The sequence below is a fragment of the Enterobacter sp. BIDMC109 genome, assembly GCF_001037885.1.
GTDB lineage: Bacteria > Pseudomonadota > Gammaproteobacteria > Enterobacterales > Enterobacteriaceae > Enterobacter > Enterobacter hormaechei_C.
Map to the genome: position 1 here is coordinate 2,797,837 of NZ_KQ090002.1, position 19,986 is coordinate 2,817,822.

Annotated in this window: 14 protein-coding genes and 1 pseudogene; 4 read left to right on the forward strand and 11 right to left on the reverse strand. The window is 53.2% G+C overall.

Annotated features, from left to right (window positions below; genetic code table 11):
- Positions 1-16: 16 nt before the first annotated feature.
- From SK62_RS13315 to SK62_RS13360, 10 genes and pseudogenes are all read right to left on the reverse strand, one after another.
- Complete coding sequence (locus SK62_RS13315; protein ID WP_047719332.1) at positions 17-1,246, reverse strand: winged helix-turn-helix domain-containing protein; 1,230 nt, start codon at positions 1,244-1,246, stop codon at positions 17-19.
- 43 nt (positions 1,247-1,289) lie between these two features.
- Positions 1,290-2,267, reverse strand: coding sequence for a tetraacyldisaccharide 4'-kinase (gene lpxK / locus SK62_RS13320; RefSeq protein WP_045142737.1), 978 nt, complete (start codon positions 2,265-2,267; stop codon positions 1,290-1,292).
- Complete coding sequence (gene msbA / locus SK62_RS13325) at positions 2,264-4,012, reverse strand: lipid A ABC transporter ATP-binding protein/permease MsbA (protein WP_003858227.1); 1,749 nt, start codon at positions 4,010-4,012, stop codon at positions 2,264-2,266. Before msbA ends, lpxK begins: the two co-directional genes overlap by 4 nt.
- Positions 4,013-4,048: 36 nt before the next feature.
- Positions 4,049-6,312: pseudogene (locus SK62_RS13330) on the reverse strand (ComEC family protein).
- A gap of 212 nt (positions 6,313-6,524) precedes the next feature.
- Complete coding sequence (gene ihfB / locus SK62_RS13335) at positions 6,525-6,812, reverse strand: integration host factor subunit beta (protein ID WP_003858233.1); 288 nt, start codon at positions 6,810-6,812, stop codon at positions 6,525-6,527.
- A gap of 170 nt (positions 6,813-6,982) precedes the next feature.
- A complete protein-coding gene (gene rpsA / locus SK62_RS13340; RefSeq protein ID WP_003858235.1) occupies positions 6,983-8,656 on the reverse strand; it encodes a 30S ribosomal protein S1 in 1,674 nt (557 codons plus the stop codon).
- 111 nt (positions 8,657-8,767) lie between these two features.
- The gene (cmk, locus tag SK62_RS13345; RefSeq protein WP_015570968.1) at positions 8,768-9,451 is read right to left on the reverse strand and encodes a (d)CMP kinase; all 684 of its coding nucleotides are present in this window, start codon (positions 9,449-9,451) and stop codon (positions 8,768-8,770) included.
- Positions 9,452-9,636: 185 nt separating this feature from the next.
- Positions 9,637-10,920, reverse strand: coding sequence for a 3-phosphoshikimate 1-carboxyvinyltransferase (gene aroA, locus SK62_RS13350; protein WP_015570969.1), 1,284 nt, complete (start codon positions 10,918-10,920; stop codon positions 9,637-9,639).
- 68 nt (positions 10,921-10,988) lie between these two features.
- The gene (serC, locus tag SK62_RS13355) at positions 10,989-12,077 is read right to left on the reverse strand and encodes a 3-phosphoserine/phosphohydroxythreonine transaminase (protein WP_017384829.1); all 1,089 of its coding nucleotides are present in this window, start codon (positions 12,075-12,077) and stop codon (positions 10,989-10,991) included.
- Between the two features lie 162 nt (positions 12,078-12,239).
- A complete protein-coding gene (locus SK62_RS13360) occupies positions 12,240-12,932 on the reverse strand; it encodes a DUF421 domain-containing protein (protein ID WP_017384830.1) in 693 nt (230 codons plus the stop codon).
- A 127-nt stretch (positions 12,933-13,059) separates the two neighbouring features.
- Between SK62_RS13360 and ycaO the strand changes: the two genes are divergently transcribed.
- The 4 genes from ycaO (at position 13,060) to pflA (ending at position 19,362) form a co-directional block, all read left to right on the forward strand.
- Entirely contained in the window at positions 13,060-14,820 is a 1,761-nt protein-coding gene (gene ycaO / locus SK62_RS13365; RefSeq protein ID WP_015570974.1) for a 30S ribosomal protein S12 methylthiotransferase accessory factor YcaO, read from the forward strand.
- A gap of 406 nt (positions 14,821-15,226) precedes the next feature.
- Positions 15,227-16,084: a formate transporter FocA gene (focA, locus tag SK62_RS13370; RefSeq protein WP_017384832.1), complete on the forward strand. Its 858-nt coding sequence runs from the start codon at positions 15,227-15,229 to the stop codon at positions 16,082-16,084.
- Positions 16,085-16,135: 51 nt separating this feature from the next.
- The gene (pflB, locus tag SK62_RS13375; RefSeq protein ID WP_015570975.1) at positions 16,136-18,418 is read left to right on the forward strand and encodes a formate C-acetyltransferase; all 2,283 of its coding nucleotides are present in this window, start codon (positions 16,136-16,138) and stop codon (positions 18,416-18,418) included.
- Positions 18,419-18,621: 203 nt separating this feature from the next.
- Complete coding sequence (pflA, locus tag SK62_RS13380; RefSeq protein WP_003858250.1) at positions 18,622-19,362, forward strand: pyruvate formate lyase 1-activating protein; 741 nt, start codon at positions 18,622-18,624, stop codon at positions 19,360-19,362.
- A gap of 36 nt (positions 19,363-19,398) precedes the next feature.
- Here pflA and SK62_RS13385 read toward each other — a convergent pair whose 3' ends face one another.
- Positions 19,399-19,920, reverse strand: coding sequence for an anti-virulence regulator CigR family protein (locus SK62_RS13385; protein WP_047717603.1), 522 nt, complete (start codon positions 19,918-19,920; stop codon positions 19,399-19,401).
- Positions 19,921-19,986: the final 66 nt, after the last annotated feature.

The window sequence follows — 19,986 nt, forward strand, 5'->3', positions numbered from 1 at the left end:
TTATCACATTCCCTTTTCAGGGAGTGCCTGTTTCCCAGCCACCTCGACAGGTCGTAAACAGCCCCGCAGGCACGCGACCAAGTACAATTTCATGCGCCCCCTGCCAGCGGGCAAATTCACTGAGCGCAGTCGTTAACCCTTTTTCCAGGCCAGCCGTCACCTTTATGTCCTCTTCAAGCCAGAGCGCGATAATTTCAAGCATGCCGGTTTTACGGTGCATTTTAGCGTCCATGCGCCCGACTAGCTGGCCTTTGTGCAGCAGCGGCAAAACAAAATAACCATACTGCCGCCTGGGCGCCGGAGTGTAGCATTCCAGACGGTAGCTGAAATTAAACAACTGCCCGGCCCGCTTTCTGTCCCAGACAACGGGGTCGAACGGCGACAGCACGGCACTGTGGGTCGCCTGGAGTTTGCCCTCCTGCGCCTGCGCCAGCAGAGGGAACAAATCCGCATGCAACCACATTTCACCTAACGACTCTACCGAGACCGGCATGACGCGCTGTTCGCGCTGCCACGATTCCAGCAGTGGTTTTAGCTGCGGCTGACGCAGACGATAATAATCCGCCAGCCACTGTGGGCGGAAGATGCCAAGGCTGCGGGCGCTGTTCCCGAGCATGATGGCTTCGGCTGCGTCCTGAGACAGCAGGTCACGCGTATCGTCCCAGTGAGGCATAACACGGTGCGTGAGGTCATAGACGCGCTGAAAGTTGCGGCGCTCGACCACCATCACTTTGCCCGACGTAAACAGCCCTTCAAGATGGCGTTTGTGCGGTTTCCACTCCCACCATCCGCTTGCGCCTTTTCGCGGGTGTTCAAAATCCGCAGAGCGTACCGGCCCGTTTTCCTGAATATGGGCAATCAGTTGCTCTATTTCATCCGCGTGTTCCACCATCCACTCCTGACGGTATTTCCAGCCCATTTTGTCCGGGGCGAGCATGCGGTGACGCATCAGGGCAAAATCGCTTCGCGGGAGAAAACAGGCTTCATGCGCCCAGTATTCCATCAGTTCGCCCTGACTTAGCGCATTATCCAGCCACTGCGGAGGATAGTTTCCCAGGCGGCTAAACAGGACCAGATACGGGCTACGCGCCACGATGTTAATGGTGTCGATTTGCAGCAACGACATGCGTTGCACGGTAGAGAGGATATCAGCTGGCTGCGCGCGGCGGCGGGGCTTTTTCAGAAGCCCCTGGGCGGCAAGATGCAGGTTTCGTGCGGCTGCAAGTGAGAATTGCGGTAGAGACATGCGTTTTCCTGTCAGTCAAAGCGCCACCGGAACCGCGTAGAAGTTACTGCACTAACGCGAGCAGTTCCTTGAGCAAATGTTCCGGCTGTTCGCCGCTGAGTTCAGCGTCAACCGGCAGATACCACCAGTTTTCTTTCGCAAAGGCCCGGCATTTTACCGCGTCTTTTTCCGTCATGATCAGCGTCTGTCCCGGCGCTGCCAGCCTTTCAACCTCTTCGGCAACTAACGCCTGGTGATCGGCGAGCGGCACCCGTTTATCAAGCTTTGCGCCGCACTGCTCCAGCGTTGCGAAGAAACGCGGCGGATGACCTATACCGGCCATCGCAACCAGATGTTCCAGTTGCGCGACGTCTTTACGCACGCCGGTCAACATATTCACGGCCTGTCCGGGACGAAGATGCATCGGGATTTCGCCCGCTCTGGCTTCACCACCGTTTACAATCACAGCATCGACGCTCTTCAGGCGCGACGCACGCTCACGCATTGGACCGGCTGGCAGCCACCAGCCGTTGCCAAAACGCCGCACGCCGTCAATGACCACGATCTCTTTGTCACGCGCCAGCGCGTAATGCTGCAAACCATCATCGGTAATAACGATTTGTACGTCATGCTCCGCAAGCAGTGCCTTCACGGCATCACTGCGCACCGGCGATACCGCAACCGGCGCGCCGGTACGCTGGTAAATCAGTACCGGCTCATCACCGGCTTCAGCGGTTGTCGTAGCTGGGCTCAGCACCAGTGGATACTGCGCCGCTTTACCACCGTAACCGCGTGAGACAACTCCCGGGCGGATACCGCGCCTCTGGAGCTGTTCTACCAGCCAGATCACCACCGGGGTTTTGCCGTTTCCACCCGCCGTCAGGTTGCCGACCACCACCACCGGTACCGGTGCGCGCCAGGCGCGCTTGATCCCGAGGCGGTAAAGCAGACGAATAGCACCGCTCACCAGGCCATACAGCCAGGAGAGCGGGAGAAGCAGCACCCACAGAGGGGATTCACCCGACCAGATGCGTGCAATCATTGACCGAACTGCATTTTATGAAGCTGCGCGTAAACACCACGCTGTTCCAGCAGGTCCGCATGGCTGCCGCGTTCAACGATCACACCATCTTCCACCACCACGATTTCGTCAGCCTGTTCGATGGTCGACAGACGGTGCGCAATAACCAGCGAGGTACGGTTTTTCTGTAATTCATCCAGAGCAGACTGGATAGCGCGTTCAGATTCCGTATCCAGTGCGGACGTTGCTTCATCGAGGATCAGAATCGGGCTGTTGCGCAGCAGCGCACGGGCAATCGCGATACGCTGACGCTGACCACCGGAAAGCAGCACCCCGTTTTCGCCAATGATCGTATCCAGACCGTTATCCATTTTGTTAATGAAGTCCATCGCATAGGCCATACGCGCCGCATTCTCAATCTCTTCACGGCTGTACTCTTCGGTACGGGCATACGCAATGTTGTTCGCCACCGTATCGTTGAACAGATGCACGTTCTGCGAGACCAGCGCGACCTGGTTACGCAGCGACTGGAGGGTATATTCCCGCAGGTCGTGACCATCAAGCAGGATCTCGCCCTGGTCGATATCGTAGAAACGGGTAATCAGGCTGGCAATGGTCGACTTGCCCGAACCGGAACGACCGACCAGCGCAACGGTTTTACCCGCCGGGATGGACAGGCTGATATCACGCAGCGCCGGCACTTCACGGCCTGGATAGGTAAAGGTGACGTTACGGAATTCCAGGTCGCCTTTAGCGCGCTCGATCACGCGTGTACCTTCATCTTTTTCCTGTTCGGAATCGAGGATGCTGAACAGCGTCTGACAGGCTGCCATCCCGCGCTGGAACTGGGCGTTGACGTTAGTCAGCGATTTCAGCGGACGCATCAGCGCAATCATGGATGAGAACACCACCGTAATGGTACCCGCAGTCAGGGTTTCCATGACGCTCGGGAAACTGGCGGCATACAAGACGAAGGCCAGGGCCAGAGAGGCAATCAGCTGAATGATCGGATCGGAAATCGACGAGGCCGATACCATTTTCATTCCTTGCAGGCGCATTCTGTTGCTGACCTTGTCAAAGCGTTTGGTTTCGACTTCCTGACCGCCGAAAATCAACACTTCCTTATGGCCTTTCAGCATCTGCTCGGCGCTGGTAGTCACCTGCCCCATCGTATTCTGCATATTTTTACTGATGTTGCGAAAACGCTTTGATACCACGCGGATCGCGATGGAGACAATCGGCGCCAGCACAATAAGGATCAGCGACAGTTGCCAGCTGTAATAGAACATCATCGCGAACAGGCCGATGATGGATGCGCCTTCACGCACAACGGTAATCAGTGCGCTGGAAGAGGACGACGCCACCTGCTCTGAATCGTAGGTAATACGCGACAGCAGGGTGCCGGTTGACTGTTTGTCAAAGAATGAGACCGGCATCCCCATCATATGGCTGAACAGCCGGCGGCGCATGGTCATCACCACTTTACCGGATACCCAGGAGATGCAGTAGCTGGATACATAGCTGGAGATTCCGCGTAAGATCATCAGCCCAATAACCACCAGCGGCATCCATAGCAGCACTGAACGATCCGTTTTACCGAAACCGTCATCCAGTAACGGTTTGAGAAGCGATAACATAAACGTATCGCTGGCTGCGTTGAGGATTAACGCTACGCCCGCCACGATCAAGCCTGCTTTGAAAGGAGCAATCATCGGCCAGAGCCGGCGGAACGTTTGCCACGTGGAGAGATCTTTGTCGTTATGCATTCAAAAAACCAGCATTTGTTGAAATAGCCGCATATTCTACCCGTTATCTACGGGCGCGCCAAACCACTGATGATACCAACGCGGTAAATAGTGTTCGCGTAAGCGACGAATTTGCCGACTATGGTGCGAAAAGGTCACAGATATCTGCCCGGAATGCGGGGTATCAAGCCAGAGATATCCCTCCGTTCGATAGCGCCGGACCACTTTAATAGAAGGGAAACGCCACGCGTTATAGCGAGCCATCGAGGCCAGCGAAACCTGCCCCTCTACGCGCTGTAGCAACGGTGTTGAAGATGACGTGTTACTTCCATGATGTGGCACCTGGATCAGTGTAGACGCAAGCTGACGCCGCGATGGCTTAGCATTGCCAGTTCTGCCTGCGCTTCAATGTCTCCGGTCAGTAAAACGCTCTGTTCGCCGTCATCGATTTTTACCACACAGGAGCGGTTGTTACCTTTCGCCGAGGTGTTTTCGGGTGGCCAGTGTACGGAGAACGTTAAACCCTGCCACTGCCATCGCTGTCCTCGAAAGCACGGAAGATGTCCGGACCAGGATAAGGGGCTCCTGATCCACATTGCGGGCCAGGCAGCTTTTAGCGATGCCAGTCCCCCCGCGTGGTCGAGATGTTCATGGCTCAGGATCGCCCCTTCCGGTTTCAGATGATGCCAGCGTAGCCAGGGGATAATCAGCTGCTGCGCACTGTCCCCACCGGGCCATGCCAGCCCGGTGTCATACAGAATGGCCTTGCCGTGACGCTCAATGACCATCGCCAGCCCCTGCCCTACATCCAGCATATGCAGGGACCAGCTGTCTGTTTTAACCCTGTGCCAGAGGGGAAAGGCCAGCACCACGCTGCCTGCCAGACAGACTGCGGGTGCTGCGCTGAAGGCCCTGAATCGCCAGCCAATGACCAGCAGCCACGGCAGTAACGTCAGGTATTGCCAGCGTTCATCAACGTCCTGCCAGCCATTCGGTAAACGCATCAATAGCCAGAAAAGCCCTGCCAGAGATTTATCAGTAGCCAGCCAGACGATACTTTCCAGCACAGCGACCGGAAACAGATGCAGAAACATGCCGAGCAGGATCAGCGGAACTGAGATAAACGTGACCAGGGGAACGGCAAACAGGTTCGCCACCAGCGAGGAGAGGCTGAAACCATGGAAAATCAGGACCTGAAGCGGCAACAGAAGCAGCAACATTCCGACCTGCAAATACACTAGCGTAACCAGCGGCCGCAGGCACCGGCCACGTTGCCAGTGCGGGAGAGGCAACCACTGATACCAAAAAATAAGCGCGGCGACCGCAAACGCTGACAACGCCAGGCTTTGTGACAGTATCGCCAGTGGGTCGAAAATCAGGATCGCTGCCACGCAGGTAAGCCATACCTGCCAGGGCGACCACTGGCGACCGCTCATTTTTAATGCAGCCAGTACCACAAGCGCGATAACCGTGCGCAGCGCGGGCGGCTGCAAGCCCGTTAGCCATGCGTAAAACGCGGCAAAAATCAGCCCTGCCAGCAAGGGGATTTGGCAGATAATCCAGCGGCCCGGCAGGAAGAACTGAATGCCCCGCGCCAGAAACCAGATGACAGAAGCGGCCAGCGCAATATGTAATCCCGAGATTGCCATCAGATGCATCGTTCCGGTATCACGCATCAGGTTTTTTATCTCCCGCGAGACCGACAGCCGCTCCCCCATCCCCAGCCCCAGGATCACGGGTCCCCACTGATATGCTGAAAGAGTATTCTGTAGTGATGTCAGGTATTGCGCACGCAGACTACAGCCTTCGTCAACGAGCGCCGCATGGGTAAACCGTCCACTCAGCGTCTGGTGTCGGGCAAAGGCATTTTTCTGTGAATCATAGCCGCCATCGTTGAGTTCTCCGTGTACCGCCCTGAGCCGCAGGGTCATTGCCCAGCGTTGACCCACGCAGACGTTTTGCGGCAGATAGTTGCCATACAGCGCCACGCCCATGGCAGCCCACACGCGTTTTCCATTGAGTCTGACAATCCTTCCCTGATGCATCGTTGCGCCGTCCGTTGCGGTAATGACCACCTCGGCCTGCTGCGGTGCTTGCGTTAAATAGTTCATCTGCCACACGCTTTCCTGAGCGGCCAGGATCCCCCAGCACATAAAAAGCAATGCGAGGCCTGAAAACCTGAGCCATTTTCTCTGCTGTACGGATAACGCAATTCCTGCGGCAATCAGCAACCAGACAATATGCAAATCAGGCAAAACGGGTAACCAATAGAGCGGGATTATGGCCAGAATGGCGCACATACTGATAACGTGGATCCCCATCTTCACCTCCATGTTTCAGGCGATTATGCGGCGGGACTGATGCGTCGTCAGACAGAAAAAACGTGATTTACAGCGGGCGTTGCAACCTTTTTAAGTGTTTACAGCAAGGAGAAAATTTAAATGCGGCGCGTATTCAGAAATGCAGGGGCGGGATACAAAAAAAGCACCCTAAGGTGCTTTCTTTAAACTCAGTTTAACCCTGATGATTAAACTCAGTTACCGTAAATATTGGCGCGATCACGCAGTTCTTTACCCGGCTTAAAGTGCGGAACATACTTTCCTTCCAGCTCCACTTTATCGCCAGTCTTCGGGTTACGCCCGGTACGTGGTGCACGATAGTGCAGAGAAAAACTACCGAAACCGCGGATTTCAATGCGCTCGCCCTGGGCAAGAGTGGTAGCCATATGCTCCAGCATCTCTTTAACGGCATCTTCCACAGCCTTGGCAGGGATATGCGGTTGCTGACTGGCAAGTCTTTCAATCAATTCTGACTTGGTCATGATTCCTCCGGTTCCTTTCAAACCCATTAGCTGAACAGCTTATTAAACAAGGGCGGCCGTAGCCGCCCTTTGTTATTGATTACAGGACGAATCCTGCAATCTGTCAAGTCTGCTCTCCATCCTTCGCGCTGTAAATGCGTTACAGCTCAAATGATGGTGCGAACCTGAACTTACTCGCCTTTAGCTGCTTTGAAAGCTTCAGCCATTGCGTTGTTAGAGAAGTTTGCATCTTCCTGTTTGTTCACAGTTGCGATTGCATCTTTCTCATCAGCTTCGTCTTTAGCACGAACAGACAGGCTGATTGCACGGTTCTTACGGTCAACACCGGTGAACTTAGCTTCAACGTCGTCACCAACGCTCAGAACCAGAGTTGCATCTTCAACGCGGTCACGTGAAGCTTCGGAAGCGCGCAGGTAACCTTCAACGCCGTCAGCCAGTTCTACGGTTGCGCCTTTAGCGTCAACAGCAGTCACTTTACCGTTTACGATTGCGCCTTTCTTGTTCAGTGCAACCCAGTTGTTGAACGGATCTTCTGCGAGCTGTTTAACGCCCAGGGAGATACGCTCACGCTCTGCGTCAACTTGCAGAACAACTGCTGCGATTTCGTCGCCTTTTTTGTATTCACGAACTGCTTCTTCGCCTGCAACGTTCCAGGAGATGTCAGACAGGTGAACCAGGCCATCGATGCCGCCGTCCAGGCCGATGAAGATACCGAAGTCAGTGATAGACTTGATTTTACCTTCAACACGGTCGCCCTTGTTGTGGGTTTCCGCGAACTGCTGCCATGGGTTGTTTTTGCACTGCTTCAGGCCCAGGGAGATACGACGACGTTCTTCGTCGATATCCAGAACCATCACTTCCACTACATCACCAACGTTAACAACTTTGGATGGGTGGATGTTTTTGTTGGTCCAGTCCATTTCGGAAACGTGCACCAGACCTTCAACGCCTTCTTCGATTTCAACGAAGCAGCCGTAGTCAGTCAGGTTGGTAACGCGACCAGTCAGTTTAGTACCTTCTGGGTAACGCTTAGCGATAGCTACCCATGGATCTTCGCCCAGCTGTTTCAGGCCGAGGGATACACGAGTACGCTCGCGGTCGAACTTCAGCACTTTAACAGTGATTTCGTCGCCCACGTTCACGATTTCGCTTGGGTGCTTAACGCGTTTCCACGCCATGTCGGTGATGTGCAGCAGGCCATCAACGCCGCCCAGGTCAACGAATGCGCCGTAGTCAGTGAGGTTCTTAACGATACCTTTGACTTCCATGCCTTCCTGCAGGTTTTCCAGCAGCTGATCGCGTTCTGCGCTGTTTTCGGATTCGATAACGGCACGACGGGAAACAACAACGTTGTTACGCTTCTGGTCCAGCTTGATTACTTTGAACTCAAGCTCTTTGCCTTCGAGGTGCAGGGTGTCACGGACTGGACGAACGTCTACCAGAGAACCTGGCAGGAACGCACGAATACCATTCAGCTCAACAGTGAAGCCACCTTTAACTTTGCCGTTGATAACACCGACCACAGTTTCAGCTTCTTCGTAAGCTTTTTCCAGCGTGATCCATGCTTCGTGACGTTTAGCTTTCTCACGAGACAGCAGGGTTTCGCCGAAGCCGTCTTCTACTGCGTCCAGAGCAACGTCAACTTCGTCACCAACCTGGATTTCCAGCTCGCCCTGGGCGTTTTTGAACTGCTCAGCCGGGATGGCAGACTCAGATTTCAGACCGGCGTCAACCAGTACAACGTCTTTGTCGATAGCAACAACAACGCCACGAACGATGGAACCCGGACGGGTTTCGATTTCTTTTAAGGATTCTTCAAACAGTTGAGCAAAAGATTCAGTCATGTTTAATCTTCAGGTTAATATTAACGTCCACCTGGCTCCGTGCCGGATGGGGTTGTTTCACATACCCGCCGTCAATCCATTGCAGCGGGGGTACTGCTAAATCGGTCGCGATTACGCGAGTGCCAGTTTTTGGCGCGCATATTGTAGCGCTTTTTCAATCACTTGCTCAATAGTTAAACTGGTTGAATCCAGCACTAATGCGTCTTGCGCGGGAACAAGTGGTGCGACGGCGCGGTTACGATCGCGGTCATCGCGCTCTTTTATCTCGGATAAAAGGCGATCAAAGTTAACACTAAACCCCTTTTCCTGCAACTGAAGCATGCGGCGTTGAGCACGTTCTTCTGAAGAGGCGTCAAGGAAAATTTTCACTGGCGCATCGGGGAATACCACGGTTCCCATGTCGCGGCCGTCGGCGATCAGCCCCGGCGCTTCACGGAAACCGCGCTGGCGACGTAACAGCGCTTCACGAACGCGTGGGAAAGCCGCCACCTGAGAGGCCGCATTGGCCACTTCTTGCGTACGGATTTCACCGCTGACATCTTCCCCTTCAAGGATCACTTCAAGGTTGCCATCGGTCGAGACAAAGCGCACATCCAGATGCGCAGCCAGCGGTACCAGAGCTTCTTCAGACGCAACATCCACATGATGATGCAGCGCAGCCAGCGCCAGCACGCGATAGATTGCTCCCGAATCTAAAAGATGCCATTGCAATGCTTCCGCCATCGCTTTGCACAGAGTACCTTTCCCTGCGCCACTTGGCCCATCAATGGTGATTACCGGGGCAATTGCCGTCATCTTTTTCTCCTTAATTAAGGCATACCGTTTACATGAACGCCGCGCATTATACGCGCCAACGTGCGCAACTGTTACCTTTGCGTGCAAATTACGGAATGATTGAAGCAGAGTGTAGAAGAAATGAAAGAGGATGAGTGTCAGAAAGCGTAAGGAAATGCCGCATCAGGTGATGCGGCATACGATCATCAGGCCAGGGTGCTAATGCGCGCCAGCTGTTCGAAGTAGTCCGGGAACGTTTTTGCCGTACACTTCGGATCAAGGATAGTGACTGGCGTATCTGACAACGCCACCAGCGAGAAACACATCGCCATGCGGTGATCGTTGTAGGTGCCAATTTCTGCAAATTGCAGTTTTGCCGGCGGCGTGACGCGAATGTAGTCTTCGCCCTCTTCTACCTCGGCCCCCACTTTACGCAGCTCGGTTGCCATCGCGAACAGGCGGTCCGTCTCTTTCACACGCCAGTTGTAAATGTTTCGCAGCGTGGTGGTGCCTTTCGCAAACAGCGCAGCGGTGGCAATGGTCATCGCCGCATCCGGAATATGGTTCATATCCATATCGATGGCGTTCAGCTCACCGTGGGTGCAGGAGATGAAGTCATCGCCCCAGGTCACCACCGCGCCCATTTTTTCCAGCACGTCAGCAAAACGGATATCGCCCTGCACGCTGTTGCGGCCAATGCCCGTCACTTTAACCGTACCGCCTTTAATCGCGCCTGCGGCAAGGAAATAGGAGGCGGATGAAGCATCGCCTTCAACCAGGTAGTGGCCCGGGGACTGATACTGCTGCGCTCCGCGCACCACGAAACGCTGATAAGACTGGTTTTCCACCTCAACACCAAAGGTGTTCATCAGGTGCAGGGTGATATCAATGTACGGCTTAGAAACCAGGTCGCCTTTAATGCTGATGACGGTGTCCTGTGGTGCCAGCGGTGCGGTCATCAGCAGCGCAGTCAGGAACTGGCTGGAAACGCTACCGTCAACCTCAACATTACCGCCAGTGAATCCCCCGCGCAGACGCAGGGGCGGGTAATTTTCCTGCTCAAGATAATCAATCTGCGCGCCGCCCTGACGCAGGGCATCCACCAGATGGCCGATCGGACGCTCTTTCATTCGCGGCTCACCGGTCAGCACAATATCGTTACTCCCCAGACACAGCGCAGCGGCCAGAGGACGCATCGCGGTACCGGCGTTACCCAGGAAAAGCTCCAGCGCTTCAGCAGAATGTAACGCGCCGCCGTTACCGGTGACTTCACAACGGGTACGATCGTCAGACAGCGCGTACTGAACGCCCAACGCTTTCAGTGCATTGAGCATATGGCGCACGTCATCGCTGTCCAGCAGATTAGTGAGGACGGTGGTGCCGTTTGCCAGAGCTGCCAGCAGCAGAGCGCGGTTCGAGACACTTTTTGAACCAGGCAGATTAATGGTGCCATCTACCCGCGCGATAGGTTGTAACGTCAGGGATTCCATGAAACTCAACTCTCAGCTCAACATAATAAAAACCCCGCAGGAACGCTGCGGGGGTGAAAAACAGCCAATTAACCGTGACGACGTTCGAAGTCGATCATGAAATCAGTCAGGGCTTTAACGCCCTCCAGCGGCATGGCGTTATAGATAGAGGCGCGCATTCCGCCTACCACACGGTGGCCTTTCAGCGCATGCAGACCCGCCGCGAAGGACTCTTCCAGGAACACGTTATCCAGGTTGCTGTCCGCCAGCTGGAACGGCACGTTCATGCGCGAACGGTTAGTTTTGGCGACATCGTTACGGTAGAAATCGCTCTTGTCGATCACGCCGTACAGCAGTTCAGCCTTTTGCTGATTGATCTTATCCATCTGCGCCACACCGCCTTTTTGCTTCAGCCATTTGAAGACCAGGCCGGAGAGATACCAGGCAAACGTTGGTGGGGTGTTGAACATGGAATCGTTGTCGTTCAGGACGGTGTAATCCAGAATTGACGGGCAAGACTTATGGGCTTTCCCCAGCAGGTCTTCACGCACAATAACGATAGTCAGACCCGCAGGACCGATGTTTTTCTGGGCACCCGCGTAGATGACGCCGTAGCGGCTGACATCCAGCGGGGTGGACAGAATGGTTGAAGAGAGATCCGCCGTCACAATGACATTTTCGCCAAAGTCTGGCTCTTCGTGAATGGCAATACCGTCGATGGTTTCGTTCGGGCAGTAGTGAAGATACGCGGCGTTGTCAGAAAGCTGCCACTCACTCATCGGCTTCACGGCGCGCAGACCGTCAACGGTCACTTTGGCATCGATGACATTCGGCGTGCAATATTTGTGCGCTTCTTTTACCGCACTGGCCGCCCAGTAGCCGGCATCAACGTAATCAGCGGTGGTTTTGTCGCCCAGTAGATTGAGCGGGATACCCGCAAACTGGCCGCGTCCACCGCCGTGACAGAACAATACTTTGTAGTTCGAGGGAATGTTCAGCAGATCGCGAAAATCCTTTTCTGCTTCTTCCGCCACCTGAATAAACGCTTTACCCCGGTGGCTGACTTCCATCACCGACGTACCCAGACCGTTCCAGTCACACAGCTCCTGTTGAGCCTGTTTGAGCACGTCTGCCGGTAACATTGCCGGACCTGAACTGAAATTAAAGACTTGAGCCATTTCCCCTCACCACGCTAAAAGCCATAAGTTATAACTGTGGATATCGGTTTTATCATTCAGTGACACGCGCCGCAATGTCTAAAACTGATGGCCGAAGAAATGTGCCCCTCGTCACACAATACAATCTGCCGTACCGTTGTCACAAAACCGACAAAATCGCTGTCAGGTGTTACGTTTAGCCCGGCTAACCTTCGTCCATTCTGGATTCGTACAGCGGGGGCATAATTGATGTTCGCCCGCCTGCATAACCACGACATGACTACATTTTATGCAGGCGTACTCGCCCGCTTCAGGTACAGTTTTGTATCGCTCGATGAGCATATCCGGCAGGATGCACAGGCCGGGCTTCACCTCATCGTCGGAATAGTAATAGACGCTGATTTGACCATTCGTTTCCATAATCGCCAGACGCACCTGCCCCAGTTGCTCAACGCTGCTCAAACGGAGTTCCATAAAGAACTCAAACTCCGTCATATTGGCGCTTTGCACATTCTCCCAGGCCAGTTGACCATCTTCGACAATCACCACCGGCTTCCCTTCGAGCAGATCTTCCAGTTTCTCACTTTTCGACATCAGCCACATGACCAGCCGGTACAGCAGTGCAAGCGTCACGAAGACGATAAAGACCGGCACCATCGGCACATCGTCATAAAAGGCAACGTCCCCTGCCGCCGACCCCAGCGTCAGGATGATCAGCACTTCAAACAGCGACATCTGCCGCACGCCGCGACGTCCGGTGATTTTCAGAAACAGGAAAACGAGTACAAAGGTGTACAGGCTGCGCAGCGCTACTTCGCCTAAAAACTCAGGAGGGACTTTATCAAACGCCATCCGCTGGAGATCGAAAGCTTTCATTTTTTTATGCCTTAACAGTAGGTTACTGCTTATAAGCATAGTCCAGCCATTTATTTTCGCCGGAGATAGCACCCGTCACGCAAAACCCGTATCATTGCGCGCTTTACGTACGATAAAAGTGAACGCCATGACTCAAACGTTTATCCCCGGCAAAGACGCCGCTCTGGAAGATTCCATCGCTCGCTTCCAGCAGAAACTGACCGACCTGGGCTTTAATATCGAAGAAGCCTCCTGGCTGAATCCGGTGCCTCACGTCTGGTCCGTGCATATTCGCGACAAAGACTGTGCGCTGTGCTTTACCAACGGTAAAGGCGCGACCAAAAAAGCGGCGCTGGCCTCTGCACTGGGTGAGTATTTTGAGCGTCTGTCCACCAACTACTTCTTCGCCGACTTCTGGCTGGGCGAAACTATTGCCAACGGTCCGTTCGTTCACTATCCGAACGAAAAATGGTTCCCGCTGACCGAAAACGATGAACTGCCGGAAGGCATTCTCGATGCCCGCCTGCGCGCGTTCTACGATCCGGAAAACGAACTGACCGGCAGCATGTTGATCGACCTGCAATCCGGCAATGAGGATCGTGGGATCTGCGCCCTGCCGTTCACCCGTCAGTCTGACGAGCAGACCGTTTATATCCCGATGAACATCGTCGGCAACCTGTATGTGTCTAACGGCATGTCTGCCGGTAATACCCGCAACGAAGCGCGCGTGCAGGGATTGTCTGAAGTTTTCGAGCGTCATATCAAAAACCGCATTATTGCTGAATCCATCAGCCTGCCGGAGATCCCGGCTGACGTGCTGGCGCGCTACCCGGGCGTGGTGGAATCCATCGCCAAACTGGAAGCAGAAGGTTTCCCAATCTTTGCTTATGACGGCTCTCTGGGCGGCAAATATCCGGTTATCTGCGTGGTACTGTTCAACCCGGCAAATGGCACCTGTTTCGCCTCCTTCGGCGCGCACCCGGACTTCGGCGTGGCGTTGGAGCGTACCGTAACCGAACTGCTGCAAGGTCGTAGCCTGAAAGATCTCGATGTCTTTACTCCGCCAACCTTTGATGACGAAGAAGTCGCCGAGCACACCAACCTCGAAACTCACTTCATCGACTCCAGCGGTTTGATCTCCTGGGATATGTTCAAACAGGACGCGGACTATCCGTTCGTGGACTGGAGCTTTGCCGGTACGACGGAAGAAGAATTCGCCACCCTGATGGCGATCTTCAACGCGGAAGATCAGGAAGTTTACATTGCCGACTATGAACACCTCGGTGTTTACGCGTGCCGTATTATTGTGCCAGGTATGTCGGACATTTATCCGGCAGAAGATCTGTGGCTGGCGAACAACAGCATGGGCGCACATCTGCGTGAAACCCTGCTGGCCCTGCCAGGCAGCGAGTGGGATAAAGAAGATTATCTGAACCTGATCGCCCAGCTGGACGAAGAAGGACACGATGATTTCACCCGCGTGCGCGAACTGCTGGGTCTGGCGACCGGAAAAGATAACGGCTGGTACACCCTGCGCATCGGCGAGCTGAAAGCGATGCTGGCGCTGGCGGGCGGCGATCTGGATCAGGCTTTGGCCTGGACCGAGTGGACGATGGAGTTTAACCAGTCCGTCTTCTCCGCCGAGCGCACTAACTATTACCGTTGCCTGCAAACGCTGCTCCTGCTTTCTCAGGAAGACGACCGCGAGCCATTGCAGTATCTGAACGCCTTTGTACGTATGTACGGTGCGGATGCCGTTGAAGCTGCCAGCGCGGCGTTGAGCGGTGAAGAACCATTCTACGGCCTGCAAGCGGTTGACAACGATCTGAAAGCCTTCCCGGCGCATCAGTCACTGCTGAATGCGTATGAAAAATTGCAGAAGGCAAAAGCCGCTTACTGGTCAAAATAAGCGCATATAACATTAATGGCTGTAGGCGTATTCAATCGCCTGAGCTATATTACGGGGCAATTTCATTGCCCCTTTTTTTTTATTTTTCCGCAATGACGTTTAATTGTAATAATTAAGTTAACCACGGGTAAATATAAAAACGCTTACCTGAGCTTTACTGTTACTAATTATAATAAATACTCCATTTTAATTAACTGTTCCACGGGAGGCTGAAGGAAAAAATTCAACTCTTTTCATAACTTTTAAAATTTATTTTTATACGGATAATCAAATAGTTACTCCGCTTTTGCTGTAAAACCATACACACTGCGGGCCTATAAGCCAGGCGAGATATGATCTATATCAATTTCTCTTCTATAATGCTTTGTTAGTATCTCGTCGCCGACTTAATAAAGAGAGAGTTAGTGTGAAAGCTGACAACCCTTTTGATCTATTACTCCCCGCTGCGATGGCGAAAGTTGCCGAAGAAGCGGGTGTCTACAAAGCCACGAAACATCCGATGACGACGTTCTTTCTGGCCATTACGGCTGGGGTGTTCATCTCCATCGCTTTCGTCTTCTATATCACAGCCACCACCGGCACTGCCGGGATGCCTTTCGGCATAGCGAAATTGATTGGTGGTATTTGCTTCTCACTGGGCCTGATTCTCTGCGTCATCTGCGGCGCCGACCTCTTCACCTCAACGGTGCTGATTGTGGTGGCAAAAGCCAGCGGAAGAATTACCTGGGGTCAACTGGGGCGCAACTGGCTCAACGTTTACGTTGGCAACCTGATTGGCTGTCTGCTCTTTGTTCTGTTGATGTGGCTCTCTGGCGAGTATATGACCGCCAACGGCGGCTGGGGGCTTAACGTCCTGCAAACCGCCGACCACAAAATGCACCATACATTTATCGAAGCTGTTGCTCTCGGCATCCTCGCAAACCTGATGGTCTGCCTGGCGGTCTGGATGAGCTACTCTGGTCGTAGCCTGATGGATAAAGCCATGATTATGGTTCTGCCGGTTGCGATGTTTGTTGCCAGCGGCTTTGAGCACAGTATTGCGAATATGTTCATGATCCCGATGGGGATTGTTATCCGCAACTTTGCAAGCCCGGAGTTCTGGACTGCTGTAGGTTCAACCCCGGAAAGTTTTTCACACCTGACTATTATGAACTTCATTACTGATAACCTGATCCCCGTCACTATCGGGAACATTATCGGTGGGGGTCTGTTAGTTGGGTTGACATACTGGGTCATTTACCTGCGTGGCGGCGATCATCATTAATGGTTGTCTCAGGCAGTAAATAAAAAATCCACTTAAGAAGGTAGGTGTTACATGTCCGAGCTTAATGAAAAGTTAGCCACAGCCTGGGAAGGTTTTACGAAAGGTGACTGGCAGAATGAAGTCAACGTCCGTGACTTCATTCAGAAAAACTATACCCCGTATGAAGGTGACGAATCCTTCCTGGCTGGTGCGACTGACGCAACCACCAAGCTGTGGGACAGCGTAATGGAAGGCGTTAAACTGGAAAACCGCACTCACGCGCCAGTTGATTTTGACACCTCCGTTGCTTCTACCATCACTTCTCACGATGCTGGCTACATCAACAAAGCCCTTGAGAAAATCGTTGGTCTGCAAACTGAAGCACCACTGAAACGCGCAATCATCCCGTTCGGTGGTATCAAAATGGTTGAAGGTTCCTGCAAAGCGTATAACCGCGAGCTGGACCCAATGCTGAAAAAAATCTTCACCGAATACCGTAAAACCCATAACCAGGGCGTATTCGATGTTTACACCAAAGACATTCTGAACTGCCGTAAATCTGGCGTTCTGACCGGTCTGCCAGATGCCTATGGCCGTGGCCGTATCATCGGTGACTACCGTCGCGTTGCGCTGTACGGTATCGACTTCCTGATGAAAGACAAATACGCACAGTTCGTCTCTCTCCAGTCTGACCTGGAAAACGGCGTAAACCTGGAAGCGACTATCCGTCTGCGTGAAGAGATTGCTGAACAGCACCGTGCGCTGGGTCAGATCAAAGAGATGGCGGCTAAATACGGCTGCGATATCTCTGGTCCTGCAACCAACGCTCAGGAAGCTATCCAGTGGACCTACTTCGGCTACCTGGCCGCTGTTAAGTCTCAGAACGGTGCAGCAATGTCCTTCGGCCGCGTATCCACCTTCCTGGATGCGTACATCGAACGTGACCTGAAAGCAGGCAAAATCACCGAACAAGACGCTCAGGAAATGATTGACCACCTGGTCATGAAACTGCGTATGGTTCGCTTCCTGCGTACCCCAGAATATGATGAGCTGTTCTCTGGTGACCCAATCTGGGCAACCGAATCTATCGGCGGTATGGGCGTAGACGGCCGTACTCTGGTAACCAAAAACAGCTTCCGCTTCCTGAACACCCTGTACACCATGGGTCCTTCTCCGGAGCCGAACATCACCGTTCTGTGGTCTGAAAAACTGCCTCTGAACTTCAAGAAATTCGCCGCTAAAGTGTCCATCGACACCTCTTCTCTGCAATACGAGAACGATGACCTGATGCGTCCTGACTTCAACAACGATGACTACGCTATCGCTTGCTGCGTAAGTCCAATGGTTGTTGGTAAGCAAATGCAGTTCTTCGGTGCCCGTGCAAACCTGGCGAAAACCATGCTTTACGCAATCAACGGCGGCGTTGATGAAAAACTGAAAATGCAGGTTGGTCCTAAGTCTGAACCGATCAAAGGCGACGTGCTGAACTATGACGAAGTCATGGAGCGCATGGACCACTTCATGGACTGGCTGGCTAAACAGTACGTGACCGCGCTGAACGTTATCCACTACATGCACGACAAGTACAGCTACGAAGCCTCTCTGATGGCGCTGCACGACCGTGACGTCGTTCGCACCATGGCGTGTGGTATCGCAGGTCTGTCCGTTGCTGCTGACTCCCTGTCTGCAATCAAATATGCGAAAGTTAAACCAATTCGTGACGAAGATGGTCTGGCTATCGACTTCGAAATCGAAGGCGAATATCCGCAGTTTGGTAACAACGACGCTCGCGTTGATGACATGGCGGTTGACCTGGTAGAACGTTTCATGAAGAAAATTCAGAAACTCACTACCTATCGTAACGCTATCCCGACTCAGTCTGTTCTGACCATCACCTCTAACGTTGTGTATGGTAAGAAAACCGGTAACACCCCAGACGGTCGTCGTGCTGGCGCGCCATTCGGCCCAGGTGCTAACCCAATGCACGGTCGTGACCAGAAAGGTGCGGTTGCCTCTCTGACCTCCGTTGCTAAACTGCCGTTTGCTTACGCGAAAGATGGTATCTCTTACACCTTCTCTATCGTGCCAAACGCGCTGGGTAAAGACGACGAAGTGCGTAAAACTAACCTGGCGGGTCTGATGGATGGTTACTTCCACCACGAAGCGTCCATCGAAGGTGGTCAGCACCTGAACGTGAACGTGATGAACCGTGAAATGCTGCTCGACGCGATGGAACACCCTGAGAAATATCCTCAGCTGACCATCCGCGTATCTGGCTACGCAGTACGTTTTAACTCCCTGACGAAAGAACAGCAGCAGGACGTTATTACCCGTACTTTCACTCAGTCCATGTAAGTGGAATTGACTGAAATCACGCGTTAAAAAGCGTACAATAAAGGCTCCACGCAAGTGGGGCCTTTTTAACACCCTCGCTTCATCAGTCTCTTTTGTCCGCTATCTATACTTAATGGATAACAGCCAAAACAGACTCGACATAGCCTTTGAGCTGTGCATCTACATAGGCCCCCGGATGGGCCAAATTCGGAGATATCACCGCAATGTCAATTATTGGTCGCATTCACTCCTTTGAATCCTGTGGCACCGTCGATGGCCCGGGGATCCGCTTTATCACTTTCTTCCAGGGCTGCCTGATGCGCTGCCTGTACTGCCATAACCGTGACACCTGGGACACCCATGGCGGTAAAGAAGTCACCGTTGAAGATCTGATGAAAGAGGTGGTGACCTATCGCCACTTCATGAACGCGTCCGGCGGTGGCGTGACGGCATCCGGCGGTGAAGCCATTCTTCAGGCTGAGTTTGTGCGCGACTGGTTCCGCGCCTGCCACAAAGAAGGCATTCATACCTGCCTCGACACCAACGGCTTTGTGCGCCGTTACGATCCGGTTATTGATGAACTGCTTGAAGTGACCGATCTGGTGATGCTCGATCTCAAGCAGATGAACGATGAGATCCACCAGAATCTGGTTGGCGTTTCAAACCACCGTACGCTGGAATTTGCCAAATACATTGCCAATAAAGGCGTCAAGACCTGGATCCGCTACGTGGTGGTGCCGGGCTGGTCAGATGATGATGACTCTGCACATCGTCTGGGTGAATTTACCCGGGATATGGGTAACGTGGAGAAAATTGAACTCCTGCCCTATCACGAACTGGGTAAACATAAATGGGTGGCGATGGGTGAAGAGTACAAACTCGATGGCGTGAAGCCGCCGAAAAAAGAGACGATGGAGCGCGTCAAAGGTATTCTTGAGCAGTATGGCCACAAGGTCATGTATTAACGAAAAGGCCCGGTGAAAACCGGGCCTTTTTATATTCTATTTAAAGACGCCGTTAATAACGGAAGTCACAATCGCCGTACTTAGCGCAATTAAGACCAAGTCGTCACCTACCACGCGCCATTCATAGCCCGGATAGGAAGGAAGCTGACCCAGCATATCGGCTGGCACGGTTTTCTTCGCAATGCCCGGAGGCAGTGGCTTACCGCGCGCCAGGTTTTTCGCAATTCCCGGAGGCAGAGAGTCGTAGCCCGTTAAGCCGTAATTCAGTGCCAGATGGCGGGCATGATCGAAGCTCACGCGAGCATCCACATCATTACCGACATCTTTGCTGTTTTTAAAGCTCTTATCCGATTTCCCAGGGTTATCCTGACCGTTATTGTGTTTATTACCATGGTTACCAGCGTTCCCGTTACCATGATTGCCGCTATTACCTTGTCCGCCACCGTTTCCGTGACCACCACCATTCCCGTTTCCAGGATTAGCCATGGCCGGAGCCGTTGCAAACGTTAAAGCCAACACTACGGCAAGTGCGATAGTGGAAAAACGACGAGTAGACATGATTGCAGCCTTTTAGTGGTAAACTCATTTGAATTATCGCCAGGCAGTAAAAACTCACAATAAGTA

Bases quoted from the DNA above. Each gene is read 5' to 3' on its own strand.
- SK62_RS13315 (WP_047719332.1), bottom strand. From the start codon at position 1,246: ATGTCTCTACCGCAATTCTCACTTGCAGCCGCACGAAACCTGCATCTT.
- lpxK (WP_045142737.1), bottom strand. From the start codon at position 2,267: ATGATTGCACGCATCTGGTCGGGTGAATCCCCTCTGTGGGTGCTGCTT.
- msbA (WP_003858227.1), bottom strand. From the start codon at position 4,012: ATGCATAACGACAAAGATCTCTCCACGTGGCAAACGTTCCGCCGGCTC.
- ihfB (WP_003858233.1), bottom strand. From the start codon at position 6,812: ATGACCAAGTCAGAATTGATTGAAAGACTTGCCAGTCAGCAACCGCAT.
- rpsA (WP_003858235.1), bottom strand. From the start codon at position 8,656: ATGACTGAATCTTTTGCTCAACTGTTTGAAGAATCCTTAAAAGAAATC.
- cmk (WP_015570968.1), bottom strand. From the start codon at position 9,451: ATGACGGCAATTGCCCCGGTAATCACCATTGATGGGCCAAGTGGCGCA.
- aroA (WP_015570969.1), bottom strand. From the start codon at position 10,920: ATGGAATCCCTGACGTTACAACCTATCGCGCGGGTAGATGGCACCATT.
- serC (WP_017384829.1), bottom strand. From the start codon at position 12,077: ATGGCTCAAGTCTTTAATTTCAGTTCAGGTCCGGCAATGTTACCGGCA.
- SK62_RS13360 (WP_017384830.1), bottom strand. From the start codon at position 12,932: ATGAAAGCTTTCGATCTCCAGCGGATGGCGTTTGATAAAGTCCCTCCT.
- ycaO (WP_015570974.1), top strand. From the start codon at position 13,060: ATGACTCAAACGTTTATCCCCGGCAAAGACGCCGCTCTGGAAGATTCC.
- pflB (WP_015570975.1), top strand. From the start codon at position 16,136: ATGTCCGAGCTTAATGAAAAGTTAGCCACAGCCTGGGAAGGTTTTACG.
- pflA (WP_003858250.1), top strand. From the start codon at position 18,622: ATGTCAATTATTGGTCGCATTCACTCCTTTGAATCCTGTGGCACCGTC.
- SK62_RS13385 (WP_047717603.1), bottom strand. From the start codon at position 19,920: ATGTCTACTCGTCGTTTTTCCACTATCGCACTTGCCGTAGTGTTGGCT.